Below are 25,435 nucleotides of genomic sequence, written 5' to 3'. Positions count from 1 at the left end.
TAAACTATTGGTGCAAAAAACAACAACTTTTACTAAAACAGCCTTAGCATAAAAAACAAAAAAGACTGTCAATCAAACAGTCTTTAACGAGTATTTACACTTGTTTTTTTCTAAACAATAGGAAAGAAATGCTTGCCAGTAGTAATAATCCTAACCCCGCTATTATTGGCCAGTAGCTGATATACCAGGGCCGTTCGTCTTCTCCATCATCGGTTGGGACATATCCTGCACCTAACGCTGTCACATCATCAGCCGCTGCTGCAAGAGAAGCTGTTCTTCCACAATAGCTTACATTGTATTCACCTTCGTATTCTGTAGCAAACACTAAATAAGAGCTCTTTTCTTGAAAGTTAAAACCACATGAAGCCTCTGAATCGGCAGTCGAAACTATGAATTCCTTTGATTTCACACCTTTCCAAGCTTGATGAACCTTCAGCGTGACTTTGATTGGGTTCATCGGATCGCCTCCAAGTGCATCTCCAAGTAAATTTATATCCTTCTCTATCTTAACGACCTCACCGCTAAACACCGCTTGACTTTGGTCCCTTGCTTCCAAAACACTTGGCGGTGCCATACAAGAGCATGCTTGAGCTTCCATATTCGGGATCATAACGGCTAGTATGCCAAAAACTAAAAGAAACCTAATTAGTTGAGTAAACTTCCTTTTCATATCAGTCCCTCCCCTTTATCTATTTAATTAGACATCGTGTCATAACAATTGGTTACATCTATTCAGGTGTTTTCTTCTATTACTTGAAACTATTTCCTACAGGTGTCCGTAAGTAATAGTAAAGGAGTTGATGGAAAAGTGAATGATAAAGGCTGTTTAAAATGTGGATCAAGAGATGCGGCAACGAAAGAAATTGCAACGACAGGTACGGGACTTTCCAAAATGTTCGACATCCAGCATAATCGTTTCTTAGTGGTATATTGTAAGAAATGTGGGTACTGTGAATTTTATAATAAAGAAGCTTCCGCAGGATCAAATATTTTAGATTTATTCTTTGGTTAAAAAACGGCCAGCTATTTAAAATAGCTGGCCCTTTATATTAACAGTGATCTTTAACTAATTCTTGGATGTCTTCATGAGTTAAATCAAATTCGAGGTTTTTCAATTGATGTACAAGTCTTTGATAATACTCATTACTAACTTTCCCCTTGGAGCCTCTTAAAATCTCTCGGGCATAATGAAGTGGTGGGACGATTTCATCTCGACTATGAACGACCTTAAAGGTAAGACAAGAGAGATACACATTATCTCCCACTGTTATATCGACAAGTGTAGGTCGATACAACTGTGAGTACACTCCTTCTCTCTCAAACAAATAATCAATCACCTCGGGTGGACAGTCATATAATAGTCCTTCCATCTGATCCCCGTCCTCAATGATGTCAGCTCTTCCACCATCATGTACGGCAATGACATATTTCATGGAATAGCCGTGTAGCCTTCCTGCCCCAACCTCATTCTGAAAATAAGAATCTACATTGGCTAAACGAAAACGTTCCTGATCCATGCAAGACCCATAAGCATAATAATATACTTTTGCAGGCTTTTGATTAAGGTACTGATAAACTCTCCAGTCTCCCAATTCTATTTTCTCCTGCAATTCACATATCTCACCTGCTACATATGTCACTCCTGTTAAAATCTCCTGGTCTGTATATATTTCTACAGGAACTCTATCAAATAGATTACTAGTTCTATTACTCTTATAACCTTCGAGTTGATCCAGTTTTAAAAGAGTTTCTTCATCAACTTCATACACCTCACCATATACAAAACCATTTGTGCCACTTGTAACAAGTGCAGGGTAGTTGTTATCTGTATCATAAAGATGGCCCTTTACTCTTGCTTGCATTGACTTGCAAAGACTCGATTCGAGAATCTGATGATTTCTCTCATACTTTCTTAATGTTCCGTAAACAAATACGAATGTTTTCACGGTTTCACCTCTCCTGTTTACTCATATATAGACCCTCTTGTAAAAAAAGTTGCCATTACAATGAATGACAACTTTCAGCCTCATATTACGCTTCTTCAAAATAGTCTTTATAAAACCCGCCAACTTGGCCAGTATCATCAACTACAAAGTAGAACTCTTCTGTCTCATTTTTTACATCATATGTTTTCCCTACAGTTAATACGTGCTCCACCATATATTTCTTTGCATTCGTATGTACACACTTAATTTGCTTTTGTGTCGGTGTCTCATTCCACTTAAGATGTAACACTGTCATTCCTCCTAAGAAAATCTTAGTACTAGTATAATCTAAATGGTTAGCTTCACTCAAGAGTTGGGAAGAACAAATGCAAAAGCTCCTTTATGATAGACGCAGATACTTTTTTAGTCAGAATCAAAAACGACTACCTTTTAACAGGTAATCGCTTTATCCCTTATCTAATTTGTTGTGTAAACGTAGGATGAAAATTATGTTTTTCGCGAACCTCTCGGATAGAATGTACATGTCTATTCTTATTGATTACCTCACAGAATCGTTTATATAAATCAAAATGAACCATTTCATTATGCCACATCATTATAATCGCTCCCCTTTGTTTTGTTACTTTTATTGTACGTTGTGGCTATGGTTCCCTCATCGGTTCCATGGTTGAAATTTATATCAAACCTTAGAATGGATTGACGTACTTCTTGAGGAGGAGATGCAGGGTTATGGCAGTGAGATGGGGAGGTTTGTGTAGATTATCGGCAATTTTGGCATTCTATCGGAAACTTTGGCACCTCTATTGGAAACTTTGGCACCTCTATCGGAAATTCTGGCACCGCTATCGGAAATTTTTGCACCGTTATCGGAAACTTTGGCACCTCTATCGGAAATTTTGGCACCTCTATCGGAAACTTTGGTACCGCTATCGGAAACTTTGGCACCGCTATTGGAAACTTTGCTTTTCTGTTTGTAACATAGGCACTTTTAAATGTACTTAGATCCTCTTTTCAGAACTCAGACCTCCTTTTTCAGAACTAAGCCCACTCTTTCCAGAACTCACACCTCTTTTCCCAGAGCTCAGCCCTCCTTCCCCAAAACTCCCCCACGCAAACAAAAAACCCCTCCAACACTAAGTGTCAGAGAGGTTTTCCGTAATAGTATCTATTATCCAAACATCAATTGCTCTGGATCTTCAAGTAGTTGCTTCACTTTAACAAGGAATCCAACTGCTTCTTTACCATCAACAATTCTATGGTCATAAGATAATGCCACATACATCATTGGACGGTTTTCCATTCTTTCTTGGTCGATTGCCACTGGTCTCCATTGGATTGTGTGCATTCCAAGGATCCCAACTTGTGGTGCATTCAAGATTGGAGTCGATAGTAGTGAGCCGAATGTTCCACCGTTAGTAATTGTGAAAGTACCACCTTGAAGGTCACTTAGACCTAGCTTCTTATCACGTGCTTTTTTCGCTAGCTCACCAATGTTACCTTCGATTTCAGCAAACGATTTACGGTCAGCGTCACGTACTACTGGTACGATTAGACCTTCTTCAGTAGATACGGCAATACCGATATCATAGAAGTTCTTTTTAATGATTTCATCTCCATCGATTTCCGCATTTAATAATGGGAATTTCTTAAGAGCGATCGTTACAGCTTTTGTGAAGAATGACATGAAACCAAGTTTTACGTCATTTTCAGCTAAGAATTGGTCTTTACGACGCTTTCTTAAATCCATAACAGCTGATAAGTCAATTTCATTGAATGTTGTTAACATTGCTGCAGTCTGTTGTGCTTCAACTAAACGCTTCGCGATCGTTTGACGACGACGAGTCATTTTAATTCTTTCAACTGGCTTACCATCAGCTTCCACTGAAGCAGCTTGTGCAGCCGGTGCAGCAGCTGGCTTACTTGGTGCAGCTGGTTGGTTTTGATAAGAATCTACATCTTGCTTACGAACTCTTCCAAGTGGATCAACAGTTGGAACTTGACTTAAGTCAATTCCCTTTTCACGAGCTAGCTTGCGAGCAGCTGGTGAAGCAATTGTTCTGTTGTTTGCAGATGTTTCAGTAGCTGTCGCTGCAGCAGCAGGTTGAGCAGCCTCTTGTTTTGGAGCCGCTGCTTCTTTCGCTTCTGGAGCTGGAGCAGCTTCTGCAGCAGCAGGAGCTTCAGATGGGCTTCCTGCAGCATCGACAATAGCGATAACTTCACCAACTGCAACTGTGTCGCCTTCTTCTTTCAGCTGTTGTTGTAATACCCCAGCTTCTTCAGAGATAATTTCAACGTTGACCTTGTCAGTTTCAAGTTCAACAATGTATTCTCCTTTTTCTACATATTCACCTGGTTTTTTTAGCCATTGGGCAATAGTACCCTCCGTAATAGATTCGGCAAGTTCTGGCACTTTTACTTCTGCCACGTTGATGTCCCCCTTAATATAGTTAGCTTAACGTGAGATCGCTTCATGAACAATACGAGTTTGTTCTTTCTTATGAACAACAGGATCACCCTCAGCAGTACTAGATCTTCTGCGGCGTCCTACATATTTAACTTCTACACCCTTAGGTGCTAATTCTTTTAGGCGCGGTTCTGCAAAGTTCCAAGCTCCCATGTTTTTAGGTTCTTCCTGAATCCAAACGATTTCTTTCAGGTTACTGAACTTAGAAACTAAATCACTTAGTTCCTTCATTGGGAATGGATAGATTTCTTCCACTCTAGTTACTTGTAACCAATCAAAATTATCTTCAGATTTCGCCATTTCATCATGAACGTCAATCATGACTTTACCTGAACCTAGAAGAATTCTTTCTACACTATCAGGCTTCACACCAGTACCTGGTTGATTCACAATCGGTTGGAATTCTCCTTCTGTCAGCTCTTGTGAAGAAGAAGTTGCCAATGGATGTCTTAACAAACTCTTCGGTGTCATGATCACCAATGGACGAATTTCTTCTTTCTGTAACATCAATGCTTGACGACGTAGAATATGGAAATACTGAGCAGCTGTTGATAGGTTCGCAACTGTCCAGTTATTCTCGGCTGCAAGCGTCAAGAATCTTTCTAAACGTGCACTAGAGTGTTCAGGTCCTTGGCCTTCATAACCATGAGGCAGGAGCATAACCAATCCTGATTTTTGACCCCACTTGGCACGACCAGCAGCAATAAATTGGTCAAACATAACTTGAGCAGAGTTCGCAAAGTCACCAAACTGTGCTTCCCAAAGAACAAGCGTTTCAGGTGAGAATACGTTATATCCATATTCAAATCCTAGAACAGCCATCTCAGATAAAGGACTGTTGTGAACAGCAAAACTTGCTTTTGCAGTAGGAAGATGGTGAAGTGGAGAAAACACTTTTCCATTGTCACTATCATGAAGAACGATGTGACGGTGTGCAAATGTTCCTCTTTCAGAATCCTGACCCGTTAGACGGATTGGCGTTCCTTCACTTACAATACTTGCAAATGCAAGAGTTTCTGCATGAGCCCAATCGATTTTTCCTTCTTTATATGCTTTAGAGCGACGACGAAGGATTTTATCAAGCTTGTTAAATACTTTGAAACCTTCTGGCCACTTCAATAGGTCTTCATTAAGTTGTGATAACGTACCATTCTCTACAGCTGTTTTAATTTTCGGGAAGCCTTGTTCTACGATTTCAGGAGGTCTCATTTCAGTGTCTAATTCTTCACTGTGTTTTGGCACCTTATCGTAAGCTTCTTTCAGCTTTTGTGTAATGGAATCATCGATTTGTTTTAATTCACCGTCTCTGACTAAACCTTTTTGCTTCAAGCTATCGAAGTATAGGTTTTTAACAGTTGGACGTTTATGGATGATATTGTACATTAGCGGATTCGTAGCTACTGGTTCATCCATTTCGTTATGTCCATAACGGCGGTAGCCGATTAAATCAATTAAGAAATCTTTTTGGAACGTTTTACGATATAATGTCGCAAAATGTGCAGCAGCCAGTACAGCTTCTGGATCGTCTGCATTCACGTGTACAATCGGAACTTCATACCCTTTAGCTAAATCACTAGCATATTTGGTTGAACGTGAATCATGGCTTTCCGTCGTAAATCCAATCATGTTATTGGCAATGATGTGGATGGTTCCACCAGTATGATATCCTCTTAACTGACTTAAGTTTAGCGTTTCAGCAACAATTCCCTGTCCTGGGAATGCAGCATCCCCATGAATTAGAATCGCGAAAGATGATGTCGGATCTTGATCAGGGAATCCTGGCTCTGTACGTTTTTCTTGAGCAGCACGAGTATACCCTACAACTACAGGATCCACAAACTCCAAGTGACTTGGGTTGTTAGCCAAAGTTATACGTGCTCTAATCGTATTTTCATCTTTAATTTGACGATCAAGACCAAGGTGGTATTTCACGTCCCCTGTCCATCCATAGTTAATTCCAATGGATCCTTCAGATGGAACTAACTCTTTGTTTGGAGCATGTTGGAATTCAGCAAAAATCATTTCATACGGCTTTCCTAGTACATGCGCCAACACATTCAAACGACCACGGTGAGCCATTCCAATGTTAATCGTTTTCGCACCACTTTGAACAGACTCTGAAATAATCTCATCCAATAAAGGAACTAATGAATCTACTCCCTCAATACTGAAACGTTTTTGACCAACAAATGTTCTGTGAATAAAGTTTTCAAACCCTTCTACTTCAGCCAGACGCTTTAACATTTCTTTTTGCTTTTCTGGAGTCAAAGCAGGGAAATAGTCTTCTGATTCAACCATGTTCCTTAACCAATTCTTTTCTTCTTGGTCATGTACATGATGTAATTCGAAAGCAAGTGACTTCGTATAAACTTGCTTTAAATGGTTAATAGCATCTAGTGCATTTTTTATATGGGCAGGAGGATTTTGAATGATAAATGTACTCGGTAGACCTTTTAAATCATCCTCTGTTAGTCCATATTCACTAAGTTCCATTCTTTTTGTATCTTTTTCAGAGTTTTCTAAGGGGTTAATGTCAGCAGCTAAATGACCATATGAACGGATGTTATCTGCTAGTTTAACAGCTTGAACCGCTTTCAATAGTTGATCAGGTGACAACCCTTGAGCCACTGTTTGTGTGAAGCTAGTGTTTTCGGTTGTGGTATCTGTCGCTCCTGCAGCTGGAGGACCCCACTGTTGAAACATTGCAACTAACTCAGGATCAACTTCTTGATTCTCTAAATACGCTTCATAGGCTTCCATAATATAGCCTAGGTTCGGACCGTGAAACTTTTCCCACGGACTGATAAGGCGTCCAGCACCTTTACTCATGACTTCTGAACCTCCAAGTAGTATTCTCCCATGTCATTTTCACTATTTTTATTATTAGCAAAAATGATATGTAAATAAATTATTCTAATGTAAGATAAACACCTTCATAAATATTTTATCACTGTAAAGCGCTATCTTAAAGTAAAAAGAAACACTTCCAAATAATAAGATAATTCGAAAAATTCCTTCTTGTTACTAAAAAAACGAAATTTTTTTAATAAAATGTTTGGTGTTTCTTTAATCGATTACAATCTTACTACTATCGACAAAAAAAGCCAATAGTTTCACCCCAATAAAACACAATAATTTCTCTATTTTTCTTTATACCCGAAAATAATGAAAAGACACCTCTAAATGGGTGTCTTTATTGTATTATTTTCAATAATATTTAAAATATCATTCGCAGCAGATTCGATATCGTCAGAATCAACTGAGTAAAGTACACCCTCTTGATTATATTCCTTCTGTTTATATATATATTTTGGGTCATAATAGTGTTCAAGTAATAAAGCAACAAATTGATTATACATTCTTTGGTCCCATGAATCTTTGATTTCCTTCCAGTAAGGAGCGCCTCTCATTCTCTTCCAAAGGATGGTGAGAATTTCCTCAAACGTTTCCACAAACCATTCTTCTTGTTCATACGGTAAAATGTATTCTTCTACAATTCTTTTTACTCTATTTTCATTGGAACACGTAATCATAATATGAGTCGCTGTTTGCTTTAGCTCCATTAAACGATCAGGTTGGACTGATTTACCTATTCTCTTGCTTTCCGCTTCCATAATAATATAGGAATGAGGCTGTATGTTTTCCAATGCTTGATAAAGATAAGCATCAAACATTTTCTGTGTATGAACGGTTTGTCCAATATGTCCAAATAACGACCCTTTATGACCAGCATATGACTCTAAATCAAGTACCGGCAAGCCACGCTGAGTGAGGTTTTGCAGTATTTCTGTTTTACCAGAACCCGTTAGACCATGCAGAACAAAAGCATTTGTCGGTAGTAGCTCTTCAGTCTTATCAACAATATAGTTCCTGTACTCCTTATAACCACCGATCAGCCTGGTTACTGGTAAGGCAGCCATATTGCAAAATTGAGCCATGGATTTAGACCTTAATCCTCCACGGAAACAATAAACCAAGGGCAGTTTCTCAATGTTGGTATGTTTTTTAATCTCCTCAAGTAAAGTCGGGATCTTTGGGGCCACCAACTTCATCCCTAGCCACTGTGCATTCTCTTTTCCCTTTTGTTTATAAGTCGTTCCCACTTGTGCCCTTTCTTCATTTGTAAATAAAGGGATATTAACTGCACCAAAAATATGCCCCTCTTCAAACTCGATTGGGCTTCTAATATCAATTGGAATATATTTTTGCTTATTTTCAAGATAGTCTTTCAGTGAGCATTCTTTCAATTTTATACACTTCCATTGTCAGAAACTTCGAACCTCTGATACCATTATATTAGAAAATAGGTCAGCTATAAATAAGGGGAAAGAAATTATGAGCTACAGAATAGAACCTTTAAATGAAGAATCTATTATAGTCACTTTTTTACCACAAACTGACGCCTCTATACATAAAAAAGTACAGTTACTAAATCGAGCTATACATGAACAACCCTTTAATGGGCTAATCGAGACTGTCCCAGCCTACCACTCGGTTACTCTTCATTTTGAACCAATTCATGAGGATAACCTTTCTCCTTTTCAATTCGTGAAAAAGCATTTAATTGAATTACTTTCTCAATCCAAAGTGGATGAAGCTTACAGCTTTAGGAAGTTAAAAATACCTGTTTGTTATGACCCTAGACTTGGAGAGGATCTCATAACCCTTTCTAAGGAACTACATCTCACCATTGAAGAAGTGATTCAAATACATTCGGGTCCATTATACGAAGTCGTTTTTATCGGCTTTTCACCAGGCTTTCCATTTTTGTCTGGCTTGGATGAACGAATAGCGTTTCCAAGAAAATCATCCCCACGATTAAAAATTGATCCTGGTTCTGTTGGAATAGCAGGTAATCAAACAGGCATTTATTCAGTAGAAACACCGGGTGGTTGGAATATAATCGGAAAAACTCCCATTACCCTTTTTGAAAGTAACAAGCCATCTCCTTCTTTTTTCAAAGTAGGTGATCGCCTTAAATTTGTACCAATCAGCTTTGATAACTATACGAACTGGAAGGAAAATTCATGGGTATTCGAATTTTAAAAGAAGGTTTTTATACAACTATTCAAGACCTCGGACGTTTTTCCTACAAGGACATTGGAATCCCATCAGCCGGAGCCATGGACCTTGTAAGTGCAACGCTGGCTAACTGGGTTGCATTAAATCATGAAACTGCCCCTGTATTAGAATGCACCTTAATGGGGCCAACTCTCCATTTTGATGAAGACGCTCTTGTAGTAGTGGGAGGTAAAGGATTTATCCCAAAAGTAAATCAAACAACCTATCAACTGTTTCAACCTATTTGGGTTCATGCTGGAGAGCAACTACAACTCATTTCTACGGAAGCAGCATGTAGATGTTATATTGCTATTCATGGTGGAATCATCCTAAATAAAGTGCTGGGTTCCTTTAGCACCTATACCCGCGGAAAAATAGGAGGCTTGAATGGAATGCCAATCCAAAAAGGTGATATGCTACCAACTCTTCCAACACATCTACCTCCTAAGAAACGGTGGTATTTGTCACCAGAACTGTATACTTCCCTTTATAATCAAAGGACTATTCGTTTTCTAAAGGGTAATCAAGCTGATTGGTTTTCTGAAGATATGTTTCAACAGTTTCAAAAGAATTCATATAAAATTTCTTCACAATCAGACCGTATGGGATACCGTCTAGAAGGTCTTCCTCTTGAAATTTTAAATAAGAAGGAACTAACGACAGAAGGAACGGTTCCAGGTACCGTTCAAATTCCCCCGAACGGCCAACCCATCATTCTAATGAGAGACAGCCAAGTTACAGGTGGTTACCCTAAAATTGGTACGGTTATTTCATGGGATGTTTCGGTACTTGGGCAAAAAAGACCTGGTGATTCCATACATTTCAAAGAAGTTTCATTAGACGAGGCTTATGAAATACGAAAAAATATAAAAAACCAATTACACAAAATCAAAAGAAGAATAGAACTGGAAAGGTGAATGTGATGATCGATATCAATTGTGACCTGGGAGAAAGCTACGGTGTATATAAGCTTGGACAAGATTCTTTTATGATGCCTGAGGTAACATCAGTAAATATTGCATGTGGATTTCATGCAGGAGACCCTCAGATTATAAGTGAGACCATCGAAATGGCCATTCACCATAACCTAAGAATTGGAGCACACCCAGGTTTTCCGGATTTACAAGGATTCGGCAGAAGGAACATGGTCATGACACCAAATGAAATTTATAATATGGTCCTTTATCAAATAGGAGCTTTCTCCGCCTTTTTAAAGGTTCATGACTACCCACTCCACCATGTAAAACCACATGGGGCTCTCTATAACATGGCTGCCGTAAATGAAGAGTATGCTGCTCCTATCGTAAGAGCCATCGCTGACTTTGATTCTTCAATAAAACTATATGCCCTATCTGGGAGTATTTTGGCAACGGTAGCTGAAAGAGCAGGTCTACCTGTATTTCATGAAGTGTTTGCAGATCGTACTTATCAAAATGACGGGACACTAACGCCAAGGTCCTGTAAAAATGCACTGATAAAAGATGACCAACAAGCCATCCAACAAGTTGTCAACCTTGTTGAAAGTGGAAAAGTATTATCTGTTGACGGTAAATGGATTCCGTTAAAAGCTGACACAGTGTGCATACATGGAGATGGTGAGCATGCTTTAATGTTTGCACAGAAACTTAGGAAACAACTAGTGAAAAAAGAGGGGTAACTACCCCTCTTAAGTCTTGATTGGAAAAATCTCACCATTCATAGCAAAAGAAATTCTTCCCGTTTCCTCTGACACCACTAATACGAGAGCATCCGTTTGCTCTGATAGGCCAATAGCTGCCCGATGCCTCGTTCCAAACTTATTACTTACCTCAGTATTTCTCGTTAGAGGCAAAATGTTTTTAGCTGAGAGAATCCAATCTCCCCTTATTAAAACACCACCATCATGCAATGGATTTCCAGGATAAAAAATCGATTCCAACAAAAGTTGAGTTACAGGAGCATTTACTCTAATGCTTCCAAGTAAAAACGGCTCTACCAGTATGGACCGTTCTATGACGATTAAAGCACCGTGTCTCTTTTCAGAAAGGCGTTGTACCGCTTGAGTAAGCGTTATAAAATGCTTTGTAAAGGGCTCCAAATACGCTTTCAAATAATAGCTGGAGACATTGCTTTTAATATGATCCATGGTATGTTGAAGTTCTTCTAAGTCAGATAAAATGCAGCATTTTAACGTTGAAAAGGTTTGGTTAATATCGGTTACTTCATCATTCATTTGTTGTAGTAATTGTTTGATTGTTACTTGAAAATCCTCTGGAAACTGTTGTTGCTCCTTCATAACAAACCTCGTTCAATAAAATTTCATTTTATCTTAGAGTTCCCAAATCTAGAGTAGTTATTGTGAATATTTAAGCTCTTTTTGTAATGCGTTATTGTACTTATTGTTGTTCGCATATCCATGAGGAATTACAACTTACTCCACAGCAATTCCAAGACGACTCGCTCCAATTAACTCAACCAATTCTTGGTCTTTACCTCCACGGATGAATTCAATCACCTTACTACCAACAATGACACCATCACAATGCTGGCTTGTTTGTTTAACTTGTTCTGGAGTTGAGATTCCAAAGCCGGCCAAAACCGGAACTGGACTAACTTCTTTTACCTTTTGTAAATAAGAATCTAAAGTAGACTGCAGCGTTGCTCTTGCTCCGGTGATCCCCGCAACAGTTACTGCATAAACAAATCCATCTGAGTGACTAACGATTTCTTTAATTCTTTCAATCGGGCTTGTAATCGTGACCAAACGAATGAGAGCCAATTCCTCCGAAGATAAGTAAGGCGCAATGATTCCTTCTTCCTCCATTGGAACATCAGGAATAATGAAACCAGATACCCCAGCTGCTTTGGCATCTATTGCAAGCTTCTCTACTCCATATTGTAGTAATGGATTAATATACGTCATTAACACGACCGGAACCTCGATTGAATCCTTTATTTCCTTTAATTTTCTCAGTAATTTATCCAAAGTAACGCCCGCTTTTAGAGCCCTTAAACCAGCTGCTTGGATGGTGGGACCATCTGCGACAGGGTCCGAGAATGGAACACCTAATTCCACAACAGTAGCACCACTGTTTTGCAAAAACAGAAGCTGATCTTCTAGCTTTTCTAGCCCACCGTCACCGGCCATTATATATGGGATAAAGGCTTTATCCCCATTATCGATAACCTGCTGTATAGCCTTTTCAATTCTCTCTTTACCCATTGATTTCTCCTCCCAATACAGCCTTTACTTGTTCAACATCTTTATCTCCTCTGCCAGAAAGACAAATGACAATAGACTGATTCGAAGTCATTTCTTTCGCCAGCTTAACAGCGTAGGCTACCGCATGAGAACTTTCTAGTGCTGGAATAATTCCTTCTGTTTTCGCAAGAAGCTGAAAACCTTCCAATGCTTCTTTATCTGTAATAGAGCTGTATTTGACTCTTCCTTCTTCATGTAGGAAGCTATGTTCTGGTCCAACACCTGGGTAATCTAAACCAGCTGATATAGAGTGAGCTTCTTGAATTTGACCGTCTTCATTTTGAAGCAGGTACATCATGGAACCATGTAAAACTCCGACCTTTCCTTCTGTTAAAGAAGCTGCATGTAGCCCTGTGTGAATGCCTGAGCCTGCTGCTTCTACCCCATGCAATTCAACTCCCTTATCTTCAATGAAAGGATAAAACATCCCCATTGCATTGCTTCCGCCACCGATACAAGCAACAACAGCATCAGGTAGATGCCCATTTGCTTGCAGAAATTGTTGTTTGGTTTCAGTTCCAATTACACTTTGGAAATCCCGAACCATTTTCGGAAACGGATGTGGACCAAGGACTGAACCAATAATATAATGGGTATCCTCAACATGACTAACCCAGTAGCGAAGTGCTTCATTCACTGCATCCTTTAAGGTTCCACTTCCTTGTTCAACACTCACTACTTTTGCGCCTAAAAGCTCCATACGGAACACATTTAATTTTTGCCTTCTGACGTCCTCTGCACCCATAAAGACAACACATTCTAAGTTTAACAGCGCACAAACAGTGGCTGTTGCCACACCATGCTGTCCAGCACCTGTTTCGGCCACAATTTTCTTTTTCCCCATCCTTACTGCAAGCAATGCCTGCCCAATCGTATTGTTAATTTTGTGGGCACCGGTATGATTTAAATCTTCTCTTTTTAAATAAATTTCTGGTCCACCAATTTTTCTACTCAAATTTTCAGCAAAATACAACGGTGTTTCCCTTCCTACATATTCCTTTAAGTAATAAGATAATTCTTCCTGGAATTGAGGGTCTTGACTAGCTTGTTTATATGACTCTTCCAACTCTATGACCGCTTGCATTAATGTTTCCGGAACATAACGGCCACCAAATCTCCCAAAATGCCCCGTGTCGTTTGGTAATGTATATTGTGTCATCTAAAAACTCTCCTCTGATAATCTCACTTTTTCTATGAATCTCTGAATTTTTACAGTATCTTTTTTTCCATCTGTTTCTACTCCACTCGAAACATCCACCATATCAGGTGATACCTTTTGAATCATATCCAGCACGTTATCCTCATGTAGACCACCTGCAACAACAACCTTTTGGGGGAGACATGTATTTTTTAACATATTCCAATCAAAAGTAATTCCATTTCCCCCTCGATACTTGCCTTTTGGACTGTCTAATAAAACATAGTCAACTGGGTATTTCTTTACTTCTTCGAGATCTTCTTTACTCTGTATGCCAAATGCTTTGATGATGGGATATCTTAACTTTTTACAAACCTCTGGAGTTTCATCTCCGTGCAATTGTAAAAAGTCTAGGTGACATTGTTCTGCGATTTCTTCCATTTTCTCAATGGTTTCATTTACAAAGACTCCAACCTTAAGTACTTGAGGAGGCACTTGTTCCGATATCCTTACTGCAGTATCGATATCAACCTTCCGCTTGCTTTCTGCAAAGACAAAGCCAATGGCATCTGCCCCACTTTGGACAGCGGCTCTTGCTGTTTGGATATCTGTAATACCACAAATCTTCACCTTCATATAACTCACCCTCTTAGCACGGGTACTTTAAAATTCAAAAAAGTATCCTGAAGATTTTTTGATGTCATAAATGCTTCCCCAACTAGAATGGCATGAGCTCCTGCATCACGAACGCGAACGATATCTTCTTTTGTATGAATTCCACTTTCGGCCACCAAAAACTTATTTTCACTTCTCACAATCGAACCTAGTTTTTCTGTTGTTGATAAATCCACTTCAAAAGTCTTTAAATTTCGATTGTTTACACCTATTAAAGAAGCGTTAATACCTAATGCTCGTTCTAGCTCTTGTTCATTATGAACTTCAACTAGTACATCAAGACTAAGGGAGGTAGCATATCGGTACAATCTCTTAAGGTCATCATCTGATAAGGCAGCTACAATTAAAAGAATCATGGTAGCTCCTGCGTGTAGGGCACGATGTATTTGTACTTCATCAATAATAAAATCCTTACATAAAACGGGTATGTTCACAGCCTGTTGAACTTTCTGTAGGTCATGAAAGCTTCCTTTAAAAAAGGATGAATCCGTTAAAACAGAAATAGCCGATGCTCCATTTTTCTCATAGATTTTCGCTTGCTCTACTGGATCCATTTCGGAATTGATGACTCCTTTTGACGGAGAAGCACGTTTAAACTCTGCAATTATACTTATATCTTCCTTATCTTTTAGGACCTTTGTGAACGCATAACTTTCAAGAGGGTCTTCAGGAAAATTCCATGAGTTTACATCTTTAAGACGTTCCACTTCTATTCTCTTTACTGCTAATATATCTTCTAAAATTGTAGCCATATTATATTACCTCTTTCTTAACACTAATCTTTACGAGTTCAACTAACTTCTCATAAGCTTTTCCTGAGTGAATGCTCTTTCTGGCTTCATGAACTCCTTCTTGTATAGTAGTAACAGTTCCACTTGCGAAGAGACCAATGCCTGCATTCAATAAAACTGTATCAAGATGTGGCCCTTCCTGACCTGATAATACATTTTTTAGGATAGATGCATTTTCTTTTGCGTCCCCACCCACAATCTTTTCCTTTGAAGCAGGTTCTAATCCTACATCTTCTGGGCTTATAGTATGTTTGGTAATGACACCGTCATTTAATAAAACATAGTGATTTTCCCCAATAAGGGTAGCTTCATCTACCCCTCCTGCTCCATATAAAACCACAGCTCTTTTTCGCCCTAAGTTTCTTAAAACTTCTGCAAAAGGTTCTAAAAGGTCTTCGCGGTATATGCCTAAAACTTGGGTTTCCAGCTGCAAAGGGTTGGTTAATGGACCAATCAAATTAAAAATCGTAGGGATGTTTAAAGAACGTCTTACATTCATTATCTTCTTCATCATTGGATGCACATGTGGTGCAAATAAAAAGGCAATCCCAACTTCTTCAATCGTATTTTTCACCTCTGTTGCCGACATTTTTAAGGAGACACCCAAGTACTCTAATACGTCTGCACTTCCAGACCTTGATGTAATGCTACGATTCCCATGTTTGGCAACTTTTAGCCCTGCCCCTGCAAGAACAAAGGCAGAAGTCGTACTAATATTGAAGCTCTTTGACCCATCCCCTCCCGTTCCACAGTTGTCAATTAAACCAGGGATCTGGTCTTCAAATACTAACGCATTTTCCCTTAAAGCTTCGACTAAGCCCGTAATTTCTTCCACTGTTTCTCCTTTTAGTTTAAGTGCCATAAGTAAAGCTGCAATTTCACTTTCAGTTGTTTCATCCAAAAACATTAGCTTGACTGCTTCTTTCATTTCACCTATAGATAGTGACTTACCTTCACTTAATTGTTGTAAAATTTTTTTCATGTCCATTCTCCTTCCTCACAACATCCATAAAGTTTTGTATCAATTTCTTACCATTCGTTGTCCCAATTGATTCAGGATGGAATTGAACTCCAAAAACCGGATACTCCTGATGCTCTATTGCCATGATTTCGAAATCATCCAATGAATCAGCAGTAACTTTCAATATTGAAGGTAGAGTGTTTTTATCCACTACCAGCGAATGATATCGCATGACCTCTAGTGGGCTATTGAATTCTAAGAAGAGTCCGTTTTCTTCATATTTAATAGTTGATCTTTTTCCATGCATGATGGTTTCAGCTTGAATAACTCTTCCACCAAAAGCAATCCCTATGGCTTGGTGTCCTAAACAAACCCCTAATATTGGAATATGGCCGGAAAATTCTCGTATCACTTCAACACAAATCCCTGCATCTTCAGGTCTCCCTGGTCCAGGAGAAATCACGATTCCTTTTGGATTTAAATTTCTAATAGCCTCAATCGTGGTTTCATCATGTCTATGAACGATTACATCCTCCATTTCTGCTATATATTGGACAAGGTTATAGGTAAACGAATCGTAGTTATCAATGACTAATATCATGATGTTACCTCCAATAGAGATTTCGCCTTATTTAGAGTTTCTTCATATTCCTTTTCAGGGACAGAGTCATGCACAATTCCTGCTCCTGCCTGAACATAGGCGATATTCTCCTTTATGACCATCGTTCGAATAGCCAATGCAAAATCAAGTTGTCCGTTAAAGGATGCATAGCCGACTGCACCTGAGTACAACCCTCTTTTCTCACCCTCTAGTTCATTGAGTATAGACATAGCACGAATTTTCGGGGCACCAGATACAGTCCCTGCAGGAAGTGATACTGCTAGAGCATCCAAGGGATGAATGTCATCCTTTAATTCACCTACTACCTCCGAAACTAAATGCATGACATGCTGAAAGTGTTCAACCTCCATATATTTCTTCACTTGGACGGTTCCGACTTTTGCGATTCGACCGATATCATTGCGACTTAAATCTACAAGCATATCGTGTTCGGCACGCTCTTTTTCATCAGCTAGTAATTCGTTCCCAAGTGCTTGGTCTTCTTCAAAGGTTTTCCCCCTTGGTCTTGTTCCTGCAATCGGATTCGTAGTAATTGTTTCCCCGTCTGTCTTAATCAGACTTTCGGGCGAGGCTCCGAGAACAATGTAATCTGAAAAATCGATATAAAACATATAAGGAGAAGGATTTAATTTTCGTAATTGTCTGTAGAATGTAAAAGGATCTCCATCAAATGAACTCTGTAATCGTTGTGACAAAACAACCTGAAAAATGTCACCTTGTTTGATTCGTTCTTTCGCCTTTTTCACATTCTCCAAAAACGCTGTTTTGGTTATATTTGAGTGATATGTGGACGTTCGAAAGCTTTTCCTTTCATTAGCTCTGGATATATTCTCCAATGACGTTTTCGTTTTCTGTACTCGCTCCCGCGGGTTATCCTGACCACCCATACTCAAAGCCACAAGGTACACTTTTTCTTGCAGGTGGTCAAAGATACAAACATCTTCATAAAACATGAGATGTGCATCCGGAAGATTAAGCGGGTCCGATGGGACATTTCCAATCTTTTCATACTGCCTAATAATGTCATATCCTAAATATCCAACTGCTCCACCAACGAAAGGGAAATGTGGTAAATCATCTATTTTGGGGAGTAATTTCTTTAATACTTCAATCGTTTTTCCTTGTACGATTTCAACTTCTTGTTTTTGTTTTTTTATGTGGTGCTCATTCTCAAATGAAACAAACTCCATATAAGGGTTGGCTGAAATGAATGAATATCTGCCACTGACTTCATGTTTACTTGAGCTTTCAAGCAAACATTTTTTCTCACCCTTCAAGCTTTGAAAGATCTGGATAGGGGTCATTACATCTCCCTCCATCTCTTCAACATGAATACGTATACTCTCTACTTGGCTCATCTAACTTTGCTCTCCTTTTCTAAACTGAACTAGACTAAACTTAAGGCTTTGTTAAAACTAAAAAAGTCCCCTTCCCACCACATATTTGTAGTAGAAAGAGGACGTATTAACGCGGTACCACCTCTAATTGGAGATAAATATCTCCCACTCGGCAAGGATTTTCTTCTTGAAAATCCTTCTCCTGATAACGGAGGATTCCGGATCCTTCTACTTAAAGTTCAAAGGGTCTCTCATGAGTCCATTCAGAAACCTTTTCTTATCAGGATTCCACCAGCCCTGACTCTCTGGGGTAGTAAATGCTACTACCATGAAGAAAAGAATGTTTCTTACTACTCTCAATCAACGATTTTTTTGTTTATTGGAACTCTTTTTATTAATACAAAAAGGGATACTACATCCAAAAAGGACGAAGTACCCCGCGGTGCCACCTTTATTAGCTCGAAAGCTCATCTTTATCATCCAAAAACATGAATGACTGCCTTATTGTAACGATTAGGCTGATTCGCCAAATCCTACTCTCTTTACAGATTTCAGTTTGGAAGCTCAGAAGTCCATTCATTCTCCGGTTACACTGATTTACACCAACCATCAGCTCTCTAAAGAAACCAAAAAGAACTACTACTCTTCATCATCGCTCACGTCATTTAATTTGTTTATTATCTTATTACGTTCATTCAAAATTGTCAAACATTTTACGAAGAAAATGGAATTTTCTTGTTCAATAATTTCGCCATTAACCGTCCATATTAAAAATAATGATGTTTAAAAGAGGCGAACTGAATGGAACATATTGAAAAATTACAAGACGGGACAAAAGCCAAGCCGAAAAACAACGGGGCTGAACTGACTGATCCCAAAAGTATAACGAGAGATGATACTCATCAGCAAAAATGGGCAATCATCTCTTTAGCATCTATTCCATTAGTCATGACACTTGGTAACTCGATGCTTATACCTGTACTCCCTACAATGGAAAACAAACTAAATATAAGTTCCTTTCAATCCAGTTTAATCATCACAGTCTACTCTATAGTAGCAATTATATTGATTCCTATTGCTGGATTTTTATCTGATAAATGGGGTCGAAAAAAAGTCATAATCCCTAGTCTTATTATTGCTGGTGTTGGAGGGCTTGTATCAGGTATTGCAAGTTGGTTCCTTGATTCTGCCTATATTTTCATACTAATAGGAAGAATTCTTCAGGGTGTTGGAGCAGCCGGTGCTTCTCCTATTGTTCTCCCGCTAGTAGGTGATATGTTCCGTAAAGAGGAAGATGTCAGCAGTGCTTTAGGGATGATTGAAACAGCGAATACATTTGGAAAGGTACTAAGCCCTGTATTAGGCGCGTTATTAGCTGCTATAGTTTGGTTTGTACCTTTCTTCTCTTTTCCAATATTCTGTACCATTTCCATTCTACTTGTACTATTTTTAGTCAAAACACCAAAAACTGATCAAGAAAAAGTATCTATCGGCCGTTTTTTACAAAATATCAAAAAGATTTTTAAAGTTGACGGCAAATGGCTTTACTCCATCTTTTTTATTGGTGGCATATTGATGTTTGTCCTTTTTGGAGAGCTGTTTTACCTCTCAAAGATATTTGAGGATAAATACAATATTATGGATATTAAGAAAGGTCTTTATCTAGCCCTACCTTTGGGGGCTCTCTGCCTCGCTTCTTTTATTACTGGAAAAGTAATTAAAGAAAATAAGGTGCTCATGAAATGGCTCACCTTTATCGGGGTGTTAGTACTAGGAGCGACTAGCTTTTTAGTATTATTCTCCACAAACCTGTGGTATCTTATGGCACTTTTTACATTAGGTGGGATCGGTATTGGTGTCTCTCTCCCTTCTTTAGATGCACTTATTACAGAAGGAATCGAGAAGGAACAGCGGGGAACGATTACATCATTATATAGTTCTATGCGTTTCGTTGGAGTTGCAGCAGGACCACCTATAGTAGCCATTTTAATGAAAACACATAAATCTTGGTTATTCGGTGGTTTCTTAGCATTATGTGCTATATCCTGCTTGTTAGTTTTCATAGCCATTAAACCTGAAAAAGACCAAGCCTCTACATCTTAGTAGAAGCTTGGTCTTTTACTTTTATAAAATTGATTATTTGGACATTTATTTCTTCTGCATGATATACGGGCAATTGATGAGTTGCTTTGTTAATGAAGATTATTTCTGGTTGTAAATATTTTTTATAAATTCGTACACTTTTGTTGATAGGATCCGCTAGACTTCCATACAGAAGTAATACAGGCATTGTCAATTGCTGCAACTGCCTGACACAGTTAAAATGTAAAGCTTCTTTGTAGAAGTTTGCCCATACTCTGGGATTTGATTTTCGTAAATACCAATACAACTCTAATGTACTATGTTTATCGATTCCATGATTTGTGCTGAGCATCTTTGATAATATTTTCGGATGATTTTTGGCTAGCCAAATTCCGATTCGATGCTCCACGTTTAATATAGTAGAGGATACCTTAGGATATGCCCCACTTAATAATAATCCTCTAACTTTATGGGGGTATTTAATTGAAAAAGCTTGTGCAACAGACCCACCAGATGAATAACCAAATAAAAAGAAGCTCTCCACTGATAAATGCTCCATTAAAGCTCGTAACTCTTCAACATAGTCATCTATAGTTGGTTGTACCTTGTAAACTCCACTATTTCCATGACCGCTTAAATCAGGGATAATGCATCGAAAATACTGTGTAAGGGGAAACTGCCGATAAAACACCTTATGTCCAAAACCAGGGGGATGAATGAGTACAAGCGGTATACCCTCCCCTTTATCATAATAAGAGATCGGAACCCCCTGAATATTCATGAATTTCATTTAGACCACTCCAATGTCCCCAGTCATTCAGTTGGGCCGAGTTTTCTCTGTCTCTCTAGCATTTGATCCAGATGGAATAGAGTTTGAGTTCATTTGTTTTTTCACACTTTGTAAACCACTCTTTGTTTTACGGTTTCTTTTCGTCATAACGACTCCTCCTTTCTATATCATTATTTTCCGTTAAGTTTCATACTTTATTCGAATCCTTATTTAAGAAAAAAAAAAAAACAGAGTCATCCACTTAGGACATACTCTGCTATCGAATCCATATATTTTCATTTCATCACCGAGGGGGTGGTGATGAGAATGATTTTCACTATCATTATAAAATGGTTCAAATAAATTGTCAACTTTTATTCTTCAGCCACCTCTCCACGTAGGAAGATTTCAATTACATCAAAAATAAAAGCTTGATAATCCATCTCCATTGCAATAGTATCAAGGGTTTCCTCCGGTTGTTCTTCTGGCTTTGGTCTAAAATCTGCTTCACTTGCCCCTTTGAAGTCTCCACCCAATTCAACTCGGACTCTTCTTTTTAAAACTTTAACCATTTCTGGATTAACCAACGCACTTAACACCAATAAATCATGAATTGGAGCTCCTTGTATCCCAGGTACTAATTTTTGATAAGCTTTAAAATAATAGTCAAATATGGGTTCGAAAAGTGACGCATATGGCGAGCGACTGTTTTCTGCTAAAAAATCTACTAAATCAGGAGTAAGCAAAGCTTTACTAGTTACATTTAAGGGAAAGATTGTAATATTTCTACCCTTTTCCATTACTAGGTCTGCGGCTATAGGATCCCCATAAAAATTTGCTTCCGCAGCTGGAGTCACATTACCAGGAACTAAAAAAGCGCCCCCCATTATATATATTTCTTTAACTTGATTTACAAACTCAGGTCCATACAGAATATATAACACCGCCAGATCAGTAAGTCTCCCTAAATTAACAATGGTTAAGGAATCACCGTGCTCTTCAATCAGTTCTCTGATTTTGTTTATATCATAAATCTCAACATCTTGGTATTGTTCCGGTGGCGGTTTAATAGGTCCTAATCCTTCCTCACCATGAATTTCTGGGTAAAAAGAAACCGCTTCTCCTGATAAAGGACCTGTTACTCCAGCAATTATAGGAACATCTTTAATGCCTGCCAAATCCAATAAATACGCTGTATTGTGAATGGCTTGTTCTTTAGTCACATTCCCATAACTAGATACGATTCCAACCACTTCGAATTCAGGTTGTGACAAGGCATACATCAAAGCCAGGGAATCATCAATTCCTGGGTCTAAAAAAATCAACAGCTTTTTCATAAACTCCCTCATTTCATACGGTCTATATTAAAGTATGTTTAAAGAGAGTTATTTGCCCATAGAGATTTAATTCGTTCGTTTACTCAGAACTACGCATTCTTCTTTGCTTTTGTTTTAGTAGTTGCTTTCTTCTTAGTTGTTTTTGCCTTTGTTGCTGGTTTTGCCTCTTTAGCCTTTGTTGTTGTTGGCTTAGTTCTATCGATTGAAGCTTGTAATGCAGCCATTAAATCGGTCACATTGCTTGGTTTGTCTTTTTCTTCAGGTGTAACAAACTCCTCTCCGGTACGCTTCGACTCAATGAACTTAAGAACCGCTTCTCTATAATCATCATGAAACTCTTCTGGATTAAACTCCGCAGTTAACTGATCAATAAGTAAAATTGCAGTTTCTAACTCTTTTTCTGCAATTTCCGTCTTCGCAGGAACATTTGGTACGTCCTCGGTACTTCGAACTTCATCTGGATAATGAATCGTTTCCATCACAATCGTATCATTATAAACTCTTAGTACGGCTAATTGCTCTTTGGACCGGAAAGCCATTTTAGCGATACCGACTTTTCCAGATTCCCCTAATGCAGCCCTTAATAAAGAGTACGCCTTTCCTCCTCCATCATTAGGTGACAAATAATAACTTTTTTCGAAATAGATTGGATCAATTTCTTCCATCTTAACGAACCGGATAATTTCAACAGCTCGATCTTCTGCTTCGCCTTTTAGCTTTTTAAGTTCTTCATCCTCCACTACAATGAATTTGCCTTTGGCGTACTCGTATGCTTTTACTAAATCATCTTGTCCAACTTCCTCTTCACATACAGGGCAGACCTTCTCATAGCGAATTGGAGAGTTACATTTTTCATGTAAGGTTCTAAATTTAACACCTTTGTCATCCGTTGCTGCGTGCAATTTAACTGGAATGTTTACCAATCCAAAGCTAATACTTCCTTTCCATATCGTATGCATGAAATCCCCTCTTTTAATTTGGTTTACCATTAGTTTGATGGTTAGTAGGTCCATCTCATACAGAAAATATTATGGAAATATTGTTCCTAAATGGGTAAAGCTAACAAAGAGGTGTTTGCGATATGAAACCAATGCTCCCAGAGCTAGGAGAAATTCCTAAACAAAAGGATTGGGAATATGAAATAAAGTATGATGGTTTTAGAGCTCTACTTTATTTTGACCAACATACATTCGAATTTAAGAGCCGAAATGGAAATGATTTATCCTCTATCTTCCCAGAAATATATGAATTTTATTTGGAACACAAAGATTCTTTTGAGCCATATCTTCCAATCCAACTAGATGGTGAAGTGGTAATGTTATTGTCTTCCTATCACGCTAGTTTTCAAAAAGTCCAACAAAGAGGAAGAATGCGGTCAGCAGAACGCATTCAAAAAGAATATGAGCGATTTCCTTGTTCGTTTTTAGTTTTCGATTTGTTATTTTTCAAAGGTGAGAACATCCAAAATCAATCATATATTGAGCGCAAAAAACTTCTCTATACATTTTTTAAAGACTCACAATTACCATTGAAACCAACACCGGGCCACACCCATTTAATTCAGTACATCCCCACTTTTAAAGATTATGACGATATCAAACAGAAAGCCTTTGATTATGACGCTGAAGGAATCGTGGCCAAAGCGCAAAAATCAACTTGGGAACAGGGTAAAAGAACTTCCCATTGGATTAAAGATAAAAATTGGAAGCACTTGACTGCCTTTATTACTAAGTGGGATGAAAAAAATGGATACTATTATGTGGGTGTATATGATGATAAAAGAATCGTCGAAGTAGGACTTTTTTATTTTGGTATTTCAAAAGAAGAAAAAGCCGCTTTGAATCAGATTATAAAACAAAATACAACTTCTACATCTGGTTCATTTTACTTCGTTGAACCTGCTATTTGTGTGGAATTAAAAATATTAGAAAAGGTAACAGACCACGAACTGAGAGAACCTCATTTTGTGGGATTTCGTTTTGATCTTAAACCCTCTGATTGTACGTTAGAAAAATACCGGTTAGATATTCTCAATTTACCTAATGATGTTACCATTACTCATCCAGATAAGCCTTTATGGAACGGTATTGAAAAAGTTGATTATATTGGTTACATGAGAGGAATCTACTCGTTTATTCAACCATTTTTATATAATCGATTGTTAACTGTTATCAGATACCCTCATGGATTTGGGAGTGAAAGCTTTTATCAAAAAAATTGCCCTGATTATGCACCTAATTTTATAAAGACCATCAGGAACGAGGACATTGATTATATAGTGTGTAATGACCTTAGAACATATATGTGGCTAGGAAACCAGTTAGCTTTTGAGTTCCACATTCCATTTAATCAATATAACGAGAATGGTACTTCCGAAATCGTTTTTGACTTAGACCCACCTTCTCGAGAATATTTTCAACTTGCTGTAAAAGCAGCTAAACTCTTGAAAATACAATTAGATCAGTTACACTTACAATCCTTTATAAAAACTTCTGGTAATAAGGGGTTACAAGTATATATACCGTTGCCAAAATCTTATTCTTATAAGGAAACAGCATTATTCACAGAATTCTTAGCACTGTCCATTTTAAATGGAAACGAGGATGACTTTACGATAGAAAGACTCAAAAAAAATAGGGGGAACCGACTTTACTTAGACTATATCCAGCATGGTCAAGGCAAAACCATTATTGCACCGTATTCTGTTAGAGGGAATGAAGAGGGATTAGTAGCAACACCACTCTTCTGGGATGAGGTCCATGAAGAGTTAACACCCAAATCATTCACAATGGATGTGGTTAGTAAACGAGTTAGGGATGTAGGGTGCCCCTTATGGAAGTATGACCTTGTAAGGGAAGAACAGCCTTTTGATGAAATTATTCAATTTTTAAAGAGGCAGAAATAGTAAAGAGGCTGGGACAAATCTAGCTGAAGTTAAGAAAAAAGATTGTGGTCAACGTTTTTAATGACCACAATCTTTTTGTATTTGTATATTTATTTGTTATTTTGCG

Annotated in this window: 24 protein-coding genes and 2 other annotated features; of the genes, 6 read left to right on the top strand and 18 right to left on the bottom strand. The window is 38.3% G+C overall.

Translation table 11 applies throughout. From position 1 onward, the window contains the following. Positions 1-94: 94 nt before the first annotated feature. A complete protein-coding gene (locus ABDZ91_RS10105) occupies positions 95-670 on the bottom strand; it encodes an LPXTG cell wall anchor domain-containing protein (protein ID WP_343798648.1) in 576 nt (191 codons plus the stop codon). A gap of 138 nt (positions 671-808) precedes the next feature. Here ABDZ91_RS10105 and ABDZ91_RS10100 point away from each other — a divergent pair, with 138 nt between their 5' ends. Beyond that, positions 809-1,012, top strand: coding sequence for a zinc ribbon domain-containing protein (locus ABDZ91_RS10100; RefSeq protein ID WP_343798646.1), 204 nt, complete (start codon positions 809-811; stop codon positions 1,010-1,012). Positions 1,013-1,049: 37 nt separating this feature from the next. Here the strand turns inward: ABDZ91_RS10100 and ABDZ91_RS10095 are convergent, their stop codons facing one another. The 6 genes from ABDZ91_RS10095 to mnmH all read right to left on the bottom strand — a co-directional run bounded on the left by ABDZ91_RS10095 (position 1,050) and on the right by mnmH (position 8,657). After that, the gene (locus ABDZ91_RS10095; protein ID WP_343798644.1) at positions 1,050-1,946 is read right to left on the bottom strand and encodes a gamma-glutamylcyclotransferase; all 897 of its coding nucleotides are present in this window, start codon (positions 1,944-1,946) and stop codon (positions 1,050-1,052) included. An 85-nt stretch (positions 1,947-2,031) separates the two neighbouring features. Beyond that, a complete protein-coding gene (locus tag ABDZ91_RS10090) occupies positions 2,032-2,241 on the bottom strand; it encodes a DUF6501 family protein (RefSeq protein WP_425541820.1) in 210 nt (69 codons plus the stop codon). A 157-nt stretch (positions 2,242-2,398) separates the two neighbouring features. Then, the gene (locus tag ABDZ91_RS10085) at positions 2,399-2,542 is read right to left on the bottom strand and encodes a hypothetical protein (RefSeq protein ID WP_343798638.1); all 144 of its coding nucleotides are present in this window, start codon (positions 2,540-2,542) and stop codon (positions 2,399-2,401) included. A 572-nt stretch (positions 2,543-3,114) separates the two neighbouring features. Then, complete coding sequence (gene odhB, locus ABDZ91_RS10080) at positions 3,115-4,371, bottom strand: 2-oxoglutarate dehydrogenase complex dihydrolipoyllysine-residue succinyltransferase (RefSeq protein ID WP_343798637.1); 1,257 nt, start codon at positions 4,369-4,371, stop codon at positions 3,115-3,117. 27 nt (positions 4,372-4,398) lie between these two features. Beyond that, positions 4,399-7,239 carry a 2-oxoglutarate dehydrogenase E1 component gene (gene sucA, locus ABDZ91_RS10075; RefSeq protein WP_343798635.1) on the bottom strand — a complete coding sequence of 947 codons (2,841 nt, stop codon included), beginning with the start codon at positions 7,237-7,239 and terminating at the stop codon, positions 4,399-4,401. A 350-nt stretch (positions 7,240-7,589) separates the two neighbouring features. After that, positions 7,590-8,657 (bottom strand): tRNA 2-selenouridine(34) synthase MnmH, encoded by a 1,068-nt coding sequence (mnmH, locus tag ABDZ91_RS10070; RefSeq protein WP_343798632.1) that lies wholly within the window; start codon positions 8,655-8,657, stop codon positions 7,590-7,592. An 88-nt stretch (positions 8,658-8,745) separates the two neighbouring features. Between mnmH and pxpB the strand changes: the two genes are divergently transcribed. The 3 genes from pxpB to ABDZ91_RS10055 are packed head-to-tail and all read left to right on the top strand — an operon-like array spanning position 8,746 to position 11,128. Further along, positions 8,746-9,456: a 5-oxoprolinase subunit PxpB gene (gene pxpB, locus ABDZ91_RS10065; RefSeq protein WP_343798629.1), complete on the top strand. Its 711-nt coding sequence runs from the start codon at positions 8,746-8,748 to the stop codon at positions 9,454-9,456. Then, positions 9,438-10,388, top strand: a complete 951-nt coding sequence (locus ABDZ91_RS10060; RefSeq protein ID WP_343798627.1) for a 5-oxoprolinase subunit C family protein — start codon at positions 9,438-9,440, stop codon at positions 10,386-10,388. The genes pxpB and ABDZ91_RS10060 overlap by 19 nt, the downstream gene beginning before the upstream one ends. Before the next feature lie 5 nt (positions 10,389-10,393). After that, positions 10,394-11,128: a 5-oxoprolinase subunit PxpA gene (locus ABDZ91_RS10055; protein ID WP_425541819.1), complete on the top strand. Its 735-nt coding sequence runs from the start codon at positions 10,394-10,396 to the stop codon at positions 11,126-11,128. Between the two features lie 9 nt (positions 11,129-11,137). Here the strand turns inward: ABDZ91_RS10055 and cdaS are convergent, their stop codons facing one another. From cdaS to trpE, 8 genes are all read right to left on the bottom strand, one after another. Next, positions 11,138-11,746, bottom strand: a complete 609-nt coding sequence (cdaS, locus tag ABDZ91_RS10050; protein WP_343798623.1) for a sporulation-specific diadenylate cyclase CdaS — start codon at positions 11,744-11,746, stop codon at positions 11,138-11,140. A 135-nt stretch (positions 11,747-11,881) separates the two neighbouring features. Further along, positions 11,882-12,673 carry a tryptophan synthase subunit alpha gene (trpA, locus tag ABDZ91_RS10045; RefSeq protein ID WP_343798621.1) on the bottom strand — a complete coding sequence of 264 codons (792 nt, stop codon included), beginning with the start codon at positions 12,671-12,673 and terminating at the stop codon, positions 11,882-11,884. Then, a complete protein-coding gene (trpB, locus tag ABDZ91_RS10040) occupies positions 12,666-13,871 on the bottom strand; it encodes a tryptophan synthase subunit beta (protein ID WP_343798619.1) in 1,206 nt (401 codons plus the stop codon). Before trpB ends, trpA begins: the two co-directional genes overlap by 8 nt. After that, the gene (locus ABDZ91_RS10035) at positions 13,872-14,486 is read right to left on the bottom strand and encodes a phosphoribosylanthranilate isomerase (RefSeq protein WP_343798618.1); all 615 of its coding nucleotides are present in this window, start codon (positions 14,484-14,486) and stop codon (positions 13,872-13,874) included. Between the two features lie 5 nt (positions 14,487-14,491). Further along, positions 14,492-15,277, bottom strand: a complete 786-nt coding sequence (gene trpC / locus ABDZ91_RS10030; RefSeq protein ID WP_343798617.1) for an indole-3-glycerol phosphate synthase TrpC — start codon at positions 15,275-15,277, stop codon at positions 14,492-14,494. Position 15,278: 1 nt separating this feature from the next. After that, entirely contained in the window at positions 15,279-16,298 is a 1,020-nt protein-coding gene (gene trpD, locus ABDZ91_RS10025; protein ID WP_343798615.1) for an anthranilate phosphoribosyltransferase, read from the bottom strand. Next, positions 16,270-16,878 carry an anthranilate synthase component II gene (locus ABDZ91_RS10020; RefSeq protein WP_343798613.1) on the bottom strand — a complete coding sequence of 203 codons (609 nt, stop codon included), beginning with the start codon at positions 16,876-16,878 and terminating at the stop codon, positions 16,270-16,272. The genes trpD and ABDZ91_RS10020 overlap by 29 nt, the downstream gene beginning before the upstream one ends. Beyond that, a complete protein-coding gene (gene trpE / locus ABDZ91_RS10015) occupies positions 16,875-18,257 on the bottom strand; it encodes an anthranilate synthase component I (protein ID WP_343798611.1) in 1,383 nt (460 codons plus the stop codon). The genes ABDZ91_RS10020 and trpE overlap by 4 nt, the downstream gene beginning before the upstream one ends. Before the next feature lie 94 nt (positions 18,258-18,351). Continuing rightward, positions 18,352-18,609: a binding site (T-box leader), on the bottom strand. A gap of 47 nt (positions 18,610-18,656) precedes the next feature. Then, positions 18,657-18,898: a binding site (T-box leader), on the bottom strand. 139 nt (positions 18,899-19,037) lie between these two features. On the opposite strand from trpE, the gene bcbE reads away from it, so the two are divergent. Further along, complete coding sequence (bcbE, locus tag ABDZ91_RS10010; RefSeq protein ID WP_343798609.1) at positions 19,038-20,339, top strand: bacillibactin exporter BcbE; 1,302 nt, start codon at positions 19,038-19,040, stop codon at positions 20,337-20,339. Here the strand turns inward: bcbE and ABDZ91_RS10005 are convergent. From ABDZ91_RS10005 to ku, 3 genes are all read right to left on the bottom strand, one after another. Continuing rightward, the gene (locus ABDZ91_RS10005) at positions 20,329-21,108 is read right to left on the bottom strand and encodes an alpha/beta fold hydrolase (protein WP_343798607.1); all 780 of its coding nucleotides are present in this window, start codon (positions 21,106-21,108) and stop codon (positions 20,329-20,331) included. The genes bcbE and ABDZ91_RS10005 overlap by 11 nt on opposite strands. Positions 21,109-21,461: 353 nt before the next feature. Continuing rightward, on the bottom strand, positions 21,462-22,424 hold the full coding sequence (locus ABDZ91_RS10000) for a nucleoside hydrolase (RefSeq protein WP_343798605.1): 963 nt from the start codon (positions 22,422-22,424) through the stop codon (positions 21,462-21,464). Between the two features lie 89 nt (positions 22,425-22,513). Further along, entirely contained in the window at positions 22,514-23,383 is an 870-nt protein-coding gene (ku, locus tag ABDZ91_RS09995) for a non-homologous end joining protein Ku (RefSeq protein WP_343798603.1), read from the bottom strand. Positions 23,384-23,505: 122 nt separating this feature from the next. Here ku and ABDZ91_RS09990 point away from each other — a divergent pair, with 122 nt between their 5' ends. Beyond that, positions 23,506-25,329, top strand: coding sequence for a DNA ligase D (locus ABDZ91_RS09990; RefSeq protein ID WP_343798601.1), 1,824 nt, complete (start codon positions 23,506-23,508; stop codon positions 25,327-25,329). Positions 25,330-25,435 lie beyond the last annotated feature (106 nt).

Origin of the sequence: Bacillus carboniphilus, assembly GCF_039522365.1 — a bacterium.
Lineage (GTDB): Bacteria > Bacillota > Bacilli > Bacillales > JC228 > Bacillus_BF > Bacillus_BF carboniphilus.
Note: the sequence above shows the minus strand (reverse complement) of the source record. Positions and strands in the feature narration are given on the sequence as shown.